Annotated in this window: 15 protein-coding genes and 2 tRNA genes; 7 read left to right on the forward strand and 10 right to left on the reverse strand. The window is 61.6% G+C overall.

All coding sequences use genetic code 11. The features are described from left to right. Positions 1–10: 10 nt before the first annotated feature. From ACZ5WW_RS24765 to ACZ5WW_RS24810, 10 genes are all read right to left on the reverse strand, one after another. Positions 11–364 carry a DUF5615 family PIN-like protein gene (locus tag ACZ5WW_RS24765; RefSeq protein ID WP_377164011.1) on the reverse strand — a complete coding sequence of 118 codons (354 nt, stop codon included), beginning with the start codon at positions 362–364 and terminating at the stop codon, positions 11–13. Next, on the reverse strand, positions 361–615 hold the full coding sequence (locus tag ACZ5WW_RS24770; protein WP_377164013.1) for a DUF433 domain-containing protein: 255 nt from the start codon (positions 613–615) through the stop codon (positions 361–363). The genes ACZ5WW_RS24765 and ACZ5WW_RS24770 overlap by 4 nt, the downstream gene beginning before the upstream one ends. Positions 616–667: 52 nt before the next feature. Then, positions 668–2,824 carry a BatA domain-containing protein gene (locus tag ACZ5WW_RS24775; protein ID WP_377164015.1) on the reverse strand — a complete coding sequence of 719 codons (2,157 nt, stop codon included), beginning with the start codon at positions 2,822–2,824 and terminating at the stop codon, positions 668–670. Continuing rightward, complete coding sequence (locus ACZ5WW_RS24780; protein WP_377164017.1) at positions 2,821–3,057, reverse strand: hypothetical protein; 237 nt, start codon at positions 3,055–3,057, stop codon at positions 2,821–2,823. Before ACZ5WW_RS24780 ends, ACZ5WW_RS24775 begins: the two co-directional genes overlap by 4 nt. Positions 3,058–3,122: 65 nt before the next feature. Then, positions 3,123–4,016, reverse strand: a complete 894-nt coding sequence (locus tag ACZ5WW_RS24785; RefSeq protein WP_377164019.1) for a DUF58 domain-containing protein — start codon at positions 4,014–4,016, stop codon at positions 3,123–3,125. 173 nt (positions 4,017–4,189) lie between these two features. Continuing rightward, a complete protein-coding gene (locus ACZ5WW_RS24790; protein WP_377164021.1) occupies positions 4,190–5,191 on the reverse strand; it encodes an AAA family ATPase in 1,002 nt (333 codons plus the stop codon). Positions 5,192–5,425: 234 nt separating this feature from the next. Further along, a complete protein-coding gene (ispF, locus tag ACZ5WW_RS24795) occupies positions 5,426–5,902 on the reverse strand; it encodes a 2-C-methyl-D-erythritol 2,4-cyclodiphosphate synthase (RefSeq protein ID WP_377164023.1) in 477 nt (158 codons plus the stop codon). A 10-nt stretch (positions 5,903–5,912) separates the two neighbouring features. Continuing rightward, positions 5,913–7,463, reverse strand: coding sequence for a histidinol-phosphatase (locus ACZ5WW_RS24800; protein ID WP_377164025.1), 1,551 nt, complete (start codon positions 7,461–7,463; stop codon positions 5,913–5,915). A 3-nt stretch (positions 7,464–7,466) separates the two neighbouring features. Then, the gene (locus tag ACZ5WW_RS24805) at positions 7,467–8,513 is read right to left on the reverse strand and encodes a hypothetical protein (protein ID WP_377164026.1); all 1,047 of its coding nucleotides are present in this window, start codon (positions 8,511–8,513) and stop codon (positions 7,467–7,469) included. A 17-nt stretch (positions 8,514–8,530) separates the two neighbouring features. Continuing rightward, positions 8,531–8,605 (reverse strand) — tRNA-Thr (locus ACZ5WW_RS24810). Positions 8,606–8,769: 164 nt separating this feature from the next. On the opposite strand from ACZ5WW_RS24810, the gene ACZ5WW_RS24815 reads away from it, so the two are divergent. From ACZ5WW_RS24815 to ACZ5WW_RS24845, 7 genes are all read left to right on the forward strand, one after another. Next, entirely contained in the window at positions 8,770–8,976 is a 207-nt protein-coding gene (locus ACZ5WW_RS24815) for a hypothetical protein (RefSeq protein WP_377164028.1), read from the forward strand. A gap of 56 nt (positions 8,977–9,032) precedes the next feature. Continuing rightward, positions 9,033–10,502 carry a sulfatase gene (locus ACZ5WW_RS24820; protein ID WP_377164030.1) on the forward strand — a complete coding sequence of 490 codons (1,470 nt, stop codon included), beginning with the start codon at positions 9,033–9,035 and terminating at the stop codon, positions 10,500–10,502. Positions 10,503–10,581: 79 nt separating this feature from the next. Further along, positions 10,582–11,001: an exosortase system-associated protein, TIGR04073 family gene (locus ACZ5WW_RS24825; RefSeq protein ID WP_377164032.1), complete on the forward strand. Its 420-nt coding sequence runs from the start codon at positions 10,582–10,584 to the stop codon at positions 10,999–11,001. 99 nt (positions 11,002–11,100) lie between these two features. Continuing rightward, complete coding sequence (gene gatC, locus ACZ5WW_RS24830; RefSeq protein ID WP_377164034.1) at positions 11,101–11,391, forward strand: Asp-tRNA(Asn)/Glu-tRNA(Gln) amidotransferase subunit GatC; 291 nt, start codon at positions 11,101–11,103, stop codon at positions 11,389–11,391. 43 nt (positions 11,392–11,434) lie between these two features. Continuing rightward, a complete protein-coding gene (gene gatA, locus ACZ5WW_RS24835) occupies positions 11,435–12,856 on the forward strand; it encodes an Asp-tRNA(Asn)/Glu-tRNA(Gln) amidotransferase subunit GatA (protein WP_377164036.1) in 1,422 nt (473 codons plus the stop codon). A gap of 109 nt (positions 12,857–12,965) precedes the next feature. After that, a tRNA-Arg gene (locus tag ACZ5WW_RS24840) sits at positions 12,966–13,042 on the forward strand. A 618-nt stretch (positions 13,043–13,660) separates the two neighbouring features. Continuing rightward, positions 13,661–14,239, forward strand: coding sequence for a hypothetical protein (locus ACZ5WW_RS24845; protein ID WP_377164038.1), 579 nt, complete (start codon positions 13,661–13,663; stop codon positions 14,237–14,239). The last annotated feature ends 9 nt before the right edge of the window (positions 14,240–14,248 follow it).

Consider the following 14,248-nt stretch of genomic DNA (forward strand, 5'->3'; position numbering starts at 1 on the left):
GGTTGGAAGATCAGGCGATGATTGAGACGCGCTGGCGGTCCAGTTCTACGAGGGTGCAGGTCTGCAATGCGGTGGCAATGGCGGGGAGGTGCTGCTCGAACATCTGCCGGGTGTCTTTCAAACCCATGTTTCCGGTGCGAAGCAGCACGAGCTTCCACGGGCGGCCATGCAGGAGGTGCGAGTAGTAAAAGTCGGTGTCCTTGGTGACGACCACCCGCTGTTCAGCCATGGAGACGCTGTTGAGGATGCCATCACGAGAGGCGTTCTGATCCGGGAGATCCAGAGTGTGAATGGCTTCGTGCCCTGCCGCCGCAAAGACACGGCGCAAACCAGGAGGCAGGTGGGCATCGAGCAGAAACTTCATGCCGCGACAAGCTGCCAGCTGCGAAGTTTGAGGGATTGATTGGCGAACTCAATGCAGGCGCGCAGGTCATCGCGTTCCAAATCAGGAAACTCTGCGAGCACTTCTTCAAAAGTATCACCGCTTGAAAGGTACTCCAGCATGGACTCCACCGGATAACGAAGGCCACGAATGACAGGTTTGCCATGGCAGACCTCGGGATCAATGGTGATCCGGGAGAGCAGGGAGTTGGTGGGTGGAGCAGCAGCGTTCATGCTGTTAAATACGATTTTTAGATTGGTGTTTCAATAGGTCGTTAAGCCAGTTTCAGCCCCTGGCGATGTGCTGCTGGAGCAGGACTTCGGCGAAGAGGAGTGCGAGTAGGAGGAGGAGCAGGGGCTGCCAGAGCTCGCTGCCGTGGCGGCGGGTGCGGTCGAGGGCCTGGTAGGCGGGGAGGGTATCAGCGTAGGCGGCGTCGTAGCGCTGGGCGATTTTTTGGATGTCTGCGGGAGGCAGGGCTTTGAGGCTGGACTCGGTGCCGTCGATGTTGAAGGCAAGGAGGGTGGTCTTTTCCGTGCCGACTTTCTGCAACTGGTAGATGCCGGGCTGGGCGATGGGAGGGCTTTGGACGAAGACGGAGTCGCCTTCCTTGGCGGACTTGAGGGTCTGGGTCTGGCCGGTGGGATCGCGCAGGGTGAACTCTGAGCCGAGTTCGGCTTTTTCGAGCGGCAGGCGCAGGGTGGTGCCGACGAGCTGCCAGGCGGGAGCATTGCCGACGGTGGCGAGGTAGGTGGTGAGGCGCTGCATGAGCGGCACGAAGAAGGGCTGCAGCGGGAGATTGCTCCAGGCGGCATTGGCCGTGGTGGCGGCGGCGATGACGCGGCCACGGCCGTGCTTTTTCTCGACCATCAGCGGCACGTTGCGGTCGAGATTGAAGATGCGCTGCACCTGATCTCCCTGCGGGGTGAATTCAAACCAGTGGCGGAACTCGGCGTCCTGCAGGCGGCCGGCACGGGCGTCATTGAAGTAGAGCGCGGCGGGGTGGGTGAAGCGCTGCATGAGGATGCGCGCGGGCAGGGCGTCGGAGTCGGCGCGGGCCTGGCCTTTGATGGCGGCGGGGAAGGGGCCTTCGCCTTTGCGGAAGAAGTCGCGGTTGTACCAAGCGGTGTCGCAGGCGGGGCCGGCGAAGACGAGTAGGCCGCCGCCTTCTTTGACAAATTTGTCGATCTCATTCTGGATGTGGCCGGGGAGCTTCTCCACGTCTGCCATGATGATGACCTCCTGCTGTCGGAGGTCTTCATTGCGCATTTTGCGCAGATCCATTTTCTTGGTGCGGATGAGATCCTTCAGGGTGGCGGCGGCGACGGTGTGGGGCTCCAGGGCGATTTCGAGGAAGTCGGTGGCGCCGCTGAGGGGCTCTTTGCCGGGGCTGCCGTCGATGAGCAGGACGTTGAGCTGATTGCGCACCTGCACGATGGAGTGAAAGGCGTTGTCATCGGCGAAGCTGTCGCCTTCGAGGCGGACGGAGAGGGAGTGGTCGCCGACTTTGTCAAAGTCATGGGTGAAGGAGAGCACGGCCTCGCCTTCGGGAGCGAGGGAGACGCGGGCGGTGCGCAGGCGGGCGCCGTCGGCCTCGAGATGCACCGGAATGTCCTGCCAGGGGCGCTTGCCGTGGTTTTTGATGCGGACTCGCAGGCCGATGGGCTGGGACTCTGCGGCGACGAGTGCGGAGATGTCTGCGCTGGCGATGCTGAGATTTTCCGCGAGATCGCTGCCGATGCGGAAGAAGGTGATCTGGGGGCGGGGCTCCTGCTTGTTGAGGGTTTCGAGAGCGGGAAGTGCGGCACCGTCTGCGACGGCCTTCCAGTCGGCCTCCTGAAAGTCTGAGAGGACGACGACTTCGCGCGCGGCATTGGGGGAGTCCTTCAGCGCGGAAGTGGCGGCCTGAAAGGCGTCATTGGCCGCCAGCGGGCCGGACATGGAGGGGACTTCGCTGAGCTGCTTGGGGACGAGGTCGAGGTCCGTGGTGGCCTGATCGAGGAGCTTGCGAGGGCTGCCGCCGGAGAGGACGACCTGCGCGCTGGAGCCGTCCGGGAGATCGGTGAGCATGGTCTGCAGGTCCTGGCGGGCCTGCTGGATGACGGTGCCGCCGGGCAGGGTGGTCTGCGCCGCGGGCGCGCGCATGGAGAAGGAGTCGTCCAGCATGACGACTAGGGAGGAACTGCCAAGGCCGAGAGAGCGGAGCGCGGTAATGACGGGACGTGCGAGGCAGAGAGCGAGCACGATGGGGATGGAGATGCGGATGATGAGGAGCAGGAGCTGCTCGAGCTTCATTTTGCGCTTCCGCTGGCGGATGACCTCATGCAGCAGGTGCATGGCCCCCCAGCGCACGGTGACGACCTTCCGCTTGTTGAGCAGATGGATGATCAGCGGGATCAGGAAAGCCGCTGCGCCAAAAAGGAGAATGCCGTGAAGGAAACTCATCCGATTGGCGATTGCAGATTGTGAGTGGTGGACTGCTGCGAAACGATCCGGTGGGCGTTTAACCGGGTCGTTATGCGCGCGTCAATTTTGCGGATCAAACGCTGCGAGAAAAAGATCAGAATCAAAAGGGCGGAGTTTATCACCCAAGCGATCAGGTCTCCTTCAAACAAGGGTGACGAATTGGAGAGGAACTGGCAGGCTTTAATTGTGGCAGCCCCGCCGAGAACAATCATGACGAAAAGCAGAACACATCGAATGATGCATCTGATCCACCAAATCTTATGATAGGTGAGAGGCTTCATCGCATTCTCAATGATAAATAATTCCGCAGCGCCGCAGAGTGCGATTCGTCAGTCGGCAGGCTCAAGTAATCGACCTGGTGTTTGCGGAAGCCGTCCTTGAGCTGTTCGGCGAATTTCTGCTGGGCTTCGATGTAGCGGAGGCGGATGGTGGCGGGGTCGAGGAGGAGGAAGTCGTCGTTGTTTTCGAGGTTTTCAAAGCGTGCCCAGTTGCCGAAGGGAAAGTCGATTTCGTCGCGGTCCCAGAGCTGGATGGCGATGATCTCGTGGCCCTGTTTGCGCAGGACACCGATGGAGCGCAGGAGGGCTGCGGGGTCGTCGAAAAAGTCGCTGATGAGGATGACGAGGCCGCGGCGCTTGAGGCGCTGGGCGAGGGACTCGACCACCGGAGCGAGGCTGGTGTCCTTGCCGGGCTCGGTCTTGACCATGGTCTCCAGCAGGAGGTGCAGGTGGGTGATCTTGGTGCGGCAGGGGATGATGTCGCGGACTTTGGAATCGAAGGTGATGAGGCCGACGGCATCCTGCTGGCTCATGAGCAGGTAGGCGAGGGAGGCGGCGAGCTTGCGGGCGTAGTCGAACTTCTGTACGCCTTTCTGGCCGCGGTAGCCCATGCTGCCGCTGGCATCGAGCACGACGGTGGCGCGGAGGTTGGTCTCTTCATCGAACTCGCGGATGTAGAAGCGGTCGGTGCGGCCAAAGATCTTCCAGTCGAGGCGGCGGATTTCATCGCCCTGCACATAGGGGCGGTGCTGGCGGAACTCGACGCTGAAACCCTTGTGCGGGGAGGCGTGCTGGCCGGTGGTGAAGCCCTCCACGACGGTGCGCGCAAAGAGCTGCAGGGCCTGCAGGCTGGTGATGTCTTCGGCGTGGAGGATGTCTGACAGGGAAGCCACTGGGGGGAGGGATTAGGGAGCGGCGGGGGGGGCGTGGAAGAATGACGAATAACGAAATCCGAATGACGAATAAATGACGAAGGGAGAATGACGAAGATCGAGCATGAGGTGCATGATTCGGGCTTCGGGCTTATTTCGTCATTCGGGTTTATTCATTCGGCATTGGCCTGGCCTTAGAGCACTCGCGCTTCGCTCTTCTTGGTCCGCTTCACGAGTTCGGCGATGATCTGGTCAACGGTGATGCCTTCGGCTTCGGCGTGGAAGGTGGGGACGAGGCGGTGGCGCAGGGCGGGGGCGGCGAGGGCTTCGATGTCGTCGGTGGTGACATGGGTGCGGCCCTGGAGGAGGGCGCGGACTTTGCCGGCGAGGACGAGCATCTGGCTGGCACGCGGGCCGGCGCCCCAGCTGAGCATGCTTTTCACATACTCGGAGGCATCAGGCTCGGTGGGGCGGGTGGCGCGGACGAGGTCGAGGACGAAGTCGATGACGTGATCTGGCACGGGGACTTTGCGGGCGAGCTGCTGGGCGGCCTGGAGCTCCTCGGCGGTGATGACGGCTTCGATCTCCTGCGTCTCGCCACCGGTGGTGCGGGCGATGATCTCGCGCTCGTCGTTGCGGGTGGGGTAGTCCACTTTGATGAGGAATAGGAAGCGGTCTTTCTGCGCCTCTGGGAGCGGGTAGGTGCCCTCCTGCTCGATGGGGTTCATGGTGGCGAGCACGAAGAAGGGCTTGGGAAGCTCGTGCGTGACCTGGCCGACGGTGACGTGCTTTTCCTGCATGGCCTCCAGAAGGGCGGCCTGGGTCTTGGGCGGGGTGCGGTTGATTTCGTCTGCGAGAATGATCTGGGAGAAAATGGGGCCCTGCTGGAAGACGAACTTGCGGCGGCCGGTCTCGGCATCCTCCTGAATGATCTCGGTGCCGGTGATGTCTGCGGGCATGAGGTCAGGTGTGAACTGGATGCGGCGGAAGCTGAGGTGCATGGCGTCCGCGAGAGATTTGACGAGGAGGGTCTTAGCCAGGCCGGGCACGCCTTCGAGGAGGCTGTGGCCGCCGGCGGCGATGGCGATGAAGACCTGCTCAATCACGGCCTCCTGCCCGACGATGCGTTTGCCGAGAGCGGCTTTGAGCTTGTTGTAACCGGAAACGAGGGCGGCGGCGGCTGCGGAGTCGGACATGGGGGGGATGACGAATGAAGGCGTGAGAAATCGGCGGCACAAAGCGTCGTGGTGAACACGAGGACGGAGCATGAGTTCTTTCCACTCTTGCAAACAAGGTGGCAAGAAGACAAAATTCTTTCGGCCAGGGGGCTGGCTGAGCCTGAATAGCGGTCGTGGCGGACGAGAAATCTGCAGCTGCGTTTGTGCGCGCTGGGAGATGGTCGGGCTGCCGCCACAACCGTGCTACGAGGGTCAGATCTTGCTGAGGCAGGCGACGGCCATGGCGGCGATGCCTTCCTCACGCCCGACGAAGCCGAGGCGCTCGTTGGTGGTGGCCTTGACGCCGACCTGGTCTGGCTGGATGCCGAGAGCGGTGGCGATGTGCTGCTTCATCGCGGCGGCGTGGGGTTTGACCCTGGGGGCTTCGGCGATGAGGGAGGAGTCCACGTTTTCAATGCGCATGCCTTTTTCTGCGGCGATCTGGGCGCATTTTTCGAGGATCTTGAGGCTGCAGATGCCCTCGATGGAGGGATCGCTGGGCGGGAACCAGTAGCCGATGTCGGGCTCTCCTAGGGCGCCTAGGACGGCGTCTGCGATGGCGTGGCTGAGCACGTCCGCGTCCGAGTGGCCTTTGAGGCCGCGCGAATGCGGGATGGTGACGCCGCCGAGGACGAGAGGGCGGCCTTCTTCAAAGGGATGTACGTCGTAACCGATGCCTGTGCGGACCATGGGGCGGAGATCAGGCGTTGTGGTCGGCGGCTTTCTTCAGACTGGCAAGGACATCGGAGATGGGGAGATCGATGCGCTGGCGGTTGAGGAAGTAGCTGACGTTTTCGTAACCGGCTTCGGTGAGGTGGTTGAGGGCGGTGACGAAGTGTTCGCCCACGCGGTTGGAGCGGTGGGAGTCTGAGCCGACGACGACGGGGATCTTGCGTTCGGCCATCATGCGGAGCATTTCGAGGCCGGGGTTCATCTCGGAGTAGCTCTTGTTGAGGCCGGAGGTGTTGAGCTCCATGGCGATGCCGGTGGCGGCGATGCGGTCAAGAGCGGTGGCGACGGTGTTTTTGACGATGGCAAAGCACCAGGAGTCGGGATGGTAGTTTTTGACGAGGTCCGGGTGTGCCAGGGCGTCGTAGAGGCCGGATTCAGCGGACTTGGCCAGATGGTCGAAGTAGATGCGGCGGAAGTTTTCGATGGTGCCGGTCTCGAACTTGTTGAGGTATTCCTTGGCCTGCCAGTGGACGGCGCCGAGGACGTAGTGGAAGTCGGCACGCTGGTGGAGGCCGGCGATGTATTCCTCACAGCCGGGGAAGAATTCGCTCTCGATGCCGAGGCGGATGTCGAGCTTGCCCTTGTAGGCTTCAGCGGCGCGCTGGACAAGGGCGACGTAGGTTTCGAACTCGCTTTCGGCCATGCGCACGGAGGGCCAGAAGCCGTTGGGCATGGGGCAGTGGCAGGTGAAGATGATGCCTTTGAGGCCGGCCTTGAGGGCCTGCTGGGCATATTCTTCGGGCTCTCCCCAGGCATGTTTGCACAGCGGGGTGTGCATGTGGGAGTCGTAGAAAAGCGCGCCTGACTTGGTGGGGCCAGGAGGGGGCAGCGGGAGCGAGGACAGCACTTTGACCGGAGCGGGCGCAGGTGCAGGAGCCTCTGCGACGACAGCCGGGGCTGCGGGCGTGGGCTCGGGTGCCTTGGCTGCCGGAGCAGGCTTGGCGGGTGCCGGGGCGGGCTTGGCAGGTGCGGGCGGTGCCTTGGCTGCGGCGGCTGGTTTGGCTGGCGCTGCCGGGGCTTCTTTGGCTGCTGGTTTTGCTGGCGCTGCTTTGGTTGCTGGCTTGGCAGGAGCAGGTGCAGGTTTGGCCGCGACGACGGGCTTGGTTTTGGCGGGCGGGGCTTTGGCTGCGGGTTTCTTTACCGCTGGCTTTGGCGCCGGGGCTTTCTTAGCTGCCTTTTTGGGCGCAGGCTTGGGGGCAGGCTTGGGGGCAGGCTTGGGGGCAGGCTTGGGGGCAGGCTTGGGGGCAGGCTTGGGGGCAGGCTTGGGGGCAGGCTTTTTGGGAGCTGCCTTTTTAGGGGCGGGCTTGGGAGCAGGCTTTTTGGCCGGTGCAGTCTTTTTAGGAGCGGCTTTTTTGGGCGCAGGCTTGCTGGCGGGTGCCGGCTTCTTTTTGGTCAGCGTTTTTTTGGCTGGCGCGGGTTTGGCCTTGGACCTGGAGGCTGCGCTGTTTTTGGACTTTGTCGCAGCAGGCCTGGCCTTGCCTTGGGCCGCCTTTTTCGTGTTTCGTGTAGGTTTGCTCACAATCTAGCTCCTGGTTCCGTGCAATATCAGCCATCCTTTGCCTTCGACTTCTGCTATCCGTGCGTTTTTACCGCTGCCCGTAGGGCCTGGAAAACAAAGTCGTAGGGTCAAAGGAACATCTTTCCAGTTTCCGGACTGCAGTTGCTGGAGAAGAGGCTCAAATTTAGGATCTTTACGATCGAAGTAGGCATAAACGACTTCATTTCCGTCGGGATGCTTGATTTCGAGGAGTTCGCTGCCCATCGGTGCGGCCTCGGGGGGGCTGGTCTGGGGCCTGGAGGCGACGACGCGGAAGAGGGTAGGGGAGGTGGGCTGGCTTTTGATGAAGCTGCCCCAGTCGGCCTCGCCATAGCGGACGGAGCTTTCCCAGTCCACCCGGAAGCTGCCGTCTGGCTGCTCTTCGATGATGAGGCTGACGGGGTCGGCATTGGCCAGGACGGCCTGTGCGTAGCCGAGGCGATAGCCCTCTTCCTCGACGGGCAGGACCCAGCCCAGGCTCTTCCACTGAAGGGGAGTGTGGGGGTGGATGCGGTAGTACTGCTGCATCAGGGGGCGGACACGCTGGGGGTCGCGTGAAAAAGCGAGCTGCTGGTCGATGCCGACGGCTTCAAAAAAGCCACGGAGCGCGATCTCGATCCGGGGTCTTTTGCTCTCGATGCCCTCGATGGCGGAGGGGGGCGGGGAGCTGGGAGCCATGAGCTTGAGGGTGCTGGACTGGGAGGTGCCAGAAACTGGGGTCGAGGTGACCTCCGGGATGGTGCCCGCGGGGGTGTTGGGCTTATCGGAGGCTGGGTCGAGGAGGGAGGGCTGCGCCTTGGCATTGCCAGACCAGCGCGGCTGCTGTTCGCTCTCATAAACCGACTGGGCATAGTCAGGATTGACCCGGGCGGACTCCCAGAGCTTGGCCATCACGACCCTGACGACAGTGGCGATCATGATCACCAAAGCCATGCAGCCGAGAATGGTGGCAACAGCATTGATCATGGCCTCCCGCCGCCGGGCTCGGCTACGGCGCGGCGGATCATTGTCGGCGATGCTCGGGTTGGTCATGGCAAACACGCGTTTGGTGGAGCCGAAGGCGGGATTTGAACCCGCGACCCTCGCATTACGAATGCGATGCTCTACCACTGAGCTACTCCGGCGTGAACGTGTGACTGTAAGACGTTTATTATATAAGGGGTGCTAAGACCTTGTCATTTGCTTTCTTTAGCAGGTTGAAAAAATCATGTCTTTATATGAGGAGGGCTGATTCTGGCAAGGTGCAGCTGGTGCTTGAATCTCCGGGAAATCGACTGATCAGTCCTGCATGACCAGCCAGCCCATCACCGCACAGCCCGGGACGCCCTATGGTGAATTCCTTGCCGAGCAGGAGGAAATTCAACGGCTGAAGTGGCTGGCGAGCGAGCGCGAGGGGCACGACATCGGCTTTGAATATGCGCTGAATGACTGGGCGAAGAACCACCGTGCGGAGTGGCGCAGCATGAGGAACCAGATGCTGCGGCAGCAGGACTGAGCTGATTTTTGCCAGGCTGGCGGGCAATATATGGGTGGATGGAGCGTTAAGGCCCGATGATGATCTTCCGTGCCGCCGCCCTCGGGGCGATTCTTTTACTGTCCGCACCGCCGCTGCGTGCTGCGGGGTGCTCCCGTGTGCTGTTCATCATGGCCGATGACCTGAGGCCGGAGCTCGGCTGCTATGGCTCTGTGGCGGTGACGCCGCACCTGGATGCGCTGGCAAAGAGGGGGGTGGTCTTCCGGCGGGCCTACTGCCAGCAGGCGGTGTGCAATCCTTCCCGCTCCTCGATGCTGACGGGGCTGCGCCCGGACAGCCTGGGGCTGTATGTGAACGGCACGCATTTTCGTGAACTGAAGCCGGAGGTAAACACGCTGCCGGGCTGGATGAAGGCGCATGGCTACACCGCACGCTGCGTGGGTAAGATTTTCCACAACTGGCATACCAAGGAGCATGGGGACCCGCGCTCATGGAGTGCACCGGAGTTTTTGCACTATGCCAACCACGGGGATGATGTGCCGCAGGTGAGCGGGGCGCTGCCGCCCAACGAGGCCACCCTCTGCGGGGACCTGCGCCACTACGGCAAGGTGCCACTGTGTGAGTGCCGCGACGTGCCGGATGAGGCCTATTTTGACGGGCGGGTGGCGGCAGAGGCGGTGCGCGTGCTGGGAGAGGTGAAAGACAGGCCGTTTTTCCTGGCGGTCGGGTTCTGGAAGCCGCATGCGCCCTTCAACGCGCCCAAGAAGTACTGGGACATGTATGAGAGGGGCCGGCTGCCGGTGCTGAATCCTGCCAGGCCTGCGGCGGCGCCAGAGATCGCCTTTCACCCGAGCACGGAGATTTTGGGCCCGGTGCAGGGGCAGAAGCAGCCGACGGCCGAGCAGGCGGCTGAGATGAGGCACGGCTACTTTGCCGGAATAAGCTATCTGGATGCGCAGGTGGGGAAGGTGATGGCTGCGCTGGAAAAGCAGGGGCTGCTGGACTCGACGCTGATCGTGTTTTGGGGAGACCACGGCTACCACCTCGGCGAGCACAGCCTGTGGGCCAAGACTTCGAACTTCGAACTGGATGCGCGAGTGCCGCTCATCATCGTGCCGCCGCAGGCCGGGCATGCGGGTGCCAGTACGGACGCGCTGGTGGAAATGGTGGACCTGTTTCCCACGATCACCGCCCTGTGCGGAGTGCCGGATGCCCCCGGTCTGGACGGGGTGAGCCTGGTGCCGGTGCTGGACGACCCCAAGGCCCGGATCAAAGAAGCGGCCTACACGCAGTTTCCACGGCCGGCCTACCCCGACCGGACGCCACGCGGCAGGCCGGAGGTGATGGGGGTGAGCGTGCGCACGCCGATGCTGCGCTACACGGAGTGGCGGGACTTTGACACGGGAAGCGTGGTGGCCAGCGAGCTGTACGACCACAGCAAGGATGAGGCGGAGCTGAGCAATGTGAGCGCCAGCCCGCCTGATGCCGCGGCGCTGGAGCAGGCGCGGCGGCTGCTTTCCCGCCAGTTTCCGCCTGGAAAGCGCTGAGAAGGAAAAAGGAGCATAAAAAACCGCAACTTAATGGTTGCCAAAAGCGGCCAAATTTTGTTAATCATCATTAAGCCACATGAAAAATCGTTTTCTATTCCTAGCCCTTACTATCTGCGCCCTTTCCAGCATCGCCTATGGTGACATCCAGTCTCCTCCCGGCCATCACTTTACGTGGAGCCGGAAACTGAGCCGCGGAGTTGGCAACATTCTGTTTGGCTGGTTTGAATACCCGTCCGTCTGGCGCAAGACGAACGCTTCTGACGGCTCCATTGCCGCAGCCTCTGACATGATCGTCGAAGGCACCAAGCGCACCCTCGTGCGTGCTGGCTACGGTTTGTATGAGATCGCCACCTTCCCGGTGCCGAGCTGGAAGCGCACCTACCGCCCACCGTATCACCACAAGGAAAACGTGGACAGCTGGTGGGGCTACACGGAGTTCGCTCCGGAAGTGGGCTTCCGCTCCGAGATTCCGTATTCCAGCTCCCAGGGCTGGTAAGCGACCCACGGCGTTATCTTTCGAGGCACAGACTGCAAACAGTCTGTGCCTTTTGTTTGCAAAGCATGGCACCTGCTGCCAAGAAAGGAAAGATTTCCCATGCCTGAAGCTCACAAGATCGACATCAAACACGTGGCCAAGCTGGCCCGTCTCACTCTGACCGACGAAGAAGCCAAGCACTACGCAGAGCAGCTGGACGGCATCCTGACCTACATCGACACGCTGACGCGGTATGATCTTGATGGGGTGGAGCCCACTGCGCACGCCATCCCAGTGTACGATGTGCTGCGTGCTGACGAGCCGCGGCCAGGACTCACGCAGGAGCTGGCGCTGGCCAACGCGCCGAAACGCGTGGCCGACCAGATCCAGATCCCGCAGGTGATCGAATAACCGCCGAACTTCCGCCGCAGCCTACCGCCCCCTTTATTTTCCTATGCTCGCCTCCTCCACCATCGCAGCCCTGCGCAAAGGCCTCACTGCGGGTGAAATCACGCCACGAGACATCGTTCTGGATGTCGCCAAATCCATCGAAGCAGGCAATGCGGAGATCGGTGCCTATCTCTCCTGGGACGTCGATGCCGCACTGGCAGAGGCGGAGAAGGCGGACATCACCAAGCCGCTGGGGGGCATCCCCATCGCGGTGAAGGACAACATGAACGTGATGGGGCAGCCCTGCACGTGCGGCTCGCGCATTCTGGCGGAGAATTACACGGCACCGTATGATGCGGGAGCGATCGTGAAAATGCGTGCAGGCGGGGCCATTCCCTTTGGCCGGCTGAACATGGACGAATTTGCCATGGGCTCCAGCACGGAGAACTCGGCGCTGGGCGTCACGCGCAATCCGCGAGATCCCTCGCGCGTGCCGGGCGGCTCCAGCGGGGGCAGTGCGGCGGCGGTGGCGGGAGATCTTGCCATCGCGGCGCTGGGCTCTGACACGGGCGGCTCGATCCGCCAGCCGGCGGCGCTGTGCGGCTGCGTGGGCATCAAGCCCACCTATGGGCGTGTGTCGCGCTACGGGCTGGTGGCGTTTGCCTCTTCGCTGGACCAGATCGGGCCGGTGACGAAGACGGTGGAGGATTCCGCGCTGCTGCTGAACCACCTCTGCGGACATGACGCGCATGATTCCACCTCGCTGAATGTGGAGGTGCCGGATTTTACCGCCACACTGGGGCAGGACATCAAGGGACTGCGCATCGGGCTGCCCAAGGAATATTACATCGACGGGATACACACAGGAGTGTCTGCCAGCGTGCAGGCGGCGATCCGCAAGCTGGAATCTCTGGGGGCGATCATCGAGGAGATCAGCCTCCCGCATACGGAGCTCGGCGTGGCGACGTACTATGTGCTCGCGCCAGCGGAGGCATCTGCAAACCTGGCCCGCTTTGACGGCGTGCGCTACGGGCACCGCAGCAGCAGCGCTGGAAATCTGCTGGAGCAGTACACGCTTTCCCGCTCGGAAGGCTTTGGTCCCGAAGTGAAGCGGCGCATCCTGCTGGGCACCTACATGCTCAGCTCCGGGTACTATGACGCGTACTACATCCGGGCGCAGAAGGCGCGCACGCTGATCCGCAACGACTTCACGGAGGCCTTCAAGAAGGTGGATGTGATCCTTTCCCCCACCAGCCCCACGCCTGCGCACAAGCTGGGTGAGCTCAAAGACAATCCGCTGGCGGCCTATCTGGAAGACGTGTTCACGATCCCCGTGAACCTCGCGGGGCTGCCGGGCATCAGCCTGCCCTGTGGTACGGTGGACGTGGAAGGCAAGGCGCTGCCCGTGGGTCTGCAGATCGTGGGCAAGGCTCTGGATGAGGCCACCGTGCTGCGTGTGGCGCACGCGTATGAGCAGTCGCGCTGATGAACTGCAATAATTGAAGAAAATCTCTTCACAGAGTTTGACAAAAGAGATCACTGGCTTACTCTCACTGCCCGCTGTTTCCAACACGGCGGTTCAAATAAACTTCAACGCACCCGTAGCTCAACGGATTAGAGCATCTGACTACGGATCAGAAGGTTTCAGGTTCGAATCCTGACGGGTGCGCCACTCATCAAAGATGAGTTCAAAAAAGTCCTCTGTTTCTAAAAAGCGTGAGCTTTTGCTCCTGCGGGCTTTGCGATTGACCCTGCATCGAAGGGGACATCATCTGTGCGTTGTGCATGAAAAGGCCGGTGGCTGCGCCGGCGTATGACGCGACTGATGGCTGATCAACGATCTGCTGACGTCATCTCTGCAACACGCGCAGAGCTGGAGCATCGCTGCCCCGCAGATGAGCGTCCCGGCTCAGGGCCGTATTCTGGAGGCTGAGCCATCTCCCAACATCGAACGCGAGCATTACCAAAAGCTTGTTGGCCGCCAGGTCTTGTCGATTTACTTGGGCGAATTGGAGGGACAATTTTTTCCGGTGCTGGTTCTCGGTGACCGTGACCGCGATGGCCAATGAGCCACGATCATGGTACTCTCCGATCCCAAGGGAAATAGCCTGAACGCTAAGATCACGTAGCGGTCGCATGGATGCGGACTCATTCGTCCCGGCTCAGGGACGGCCGGTGAATGAAGCTATTTTTAATATGATTATTATAGATCAAGGAGACAAATGTAGCATCCCATCGGGCAGTAAATTCAGAAAATAAGACCGCAAAAAACCAACGAGAGGTCCATCCCATGAAAACATCATTCCTACTCTCCTGTTTGTTGGCTGCGACACTGGCAAACTCAGGTGCCAGGGCAGACATCCTGCTAGGCGCACCCGGGGTGCCTGCGGGCACACGCATCGCGACCAAGGTGCCGTTCAATATCAGTTACACTCTGCCGAACTCCTACAAGTTCATCTTTTCCGGCATTCAGGCCAAGGGCGACACCCTGGGGGCTCCTGGTGCCTCGGGCACCAATGGCAATGGCGGGCAGTTTCACCTCAAGGCCTCCGTTTCGGGAGACGGCGGTGCTTCGGAGCGTGCAGGGCAGCTCGAGTTCCGTGACATTCAGGACTACAATCTCTCGCCGCTCCAGACGCTCCTTGTTTCCCCCACCGCCGTGTTCAAGGCGACCACCACCCCCATCACCATCACGCTGAACTGGTCGGGCCAGGGGAATGCCCACAAGCCCAACGGGATCTTCAACATCCTGGGTGAATATCAAAAAAGCCCTCCGGTCCCAACGGGGTCGCTCAGCTTTTCCTCGGGGGCCTGGATTCTTGAAGAGAGTCCCAATCCCGAGGGGACAGTGACCATTGTCCGCGAATAACTCCGGATT

The sequence above is a fragment of the Prosthecobacter fluviatilis genome (genome assembly GCF_055388355.1).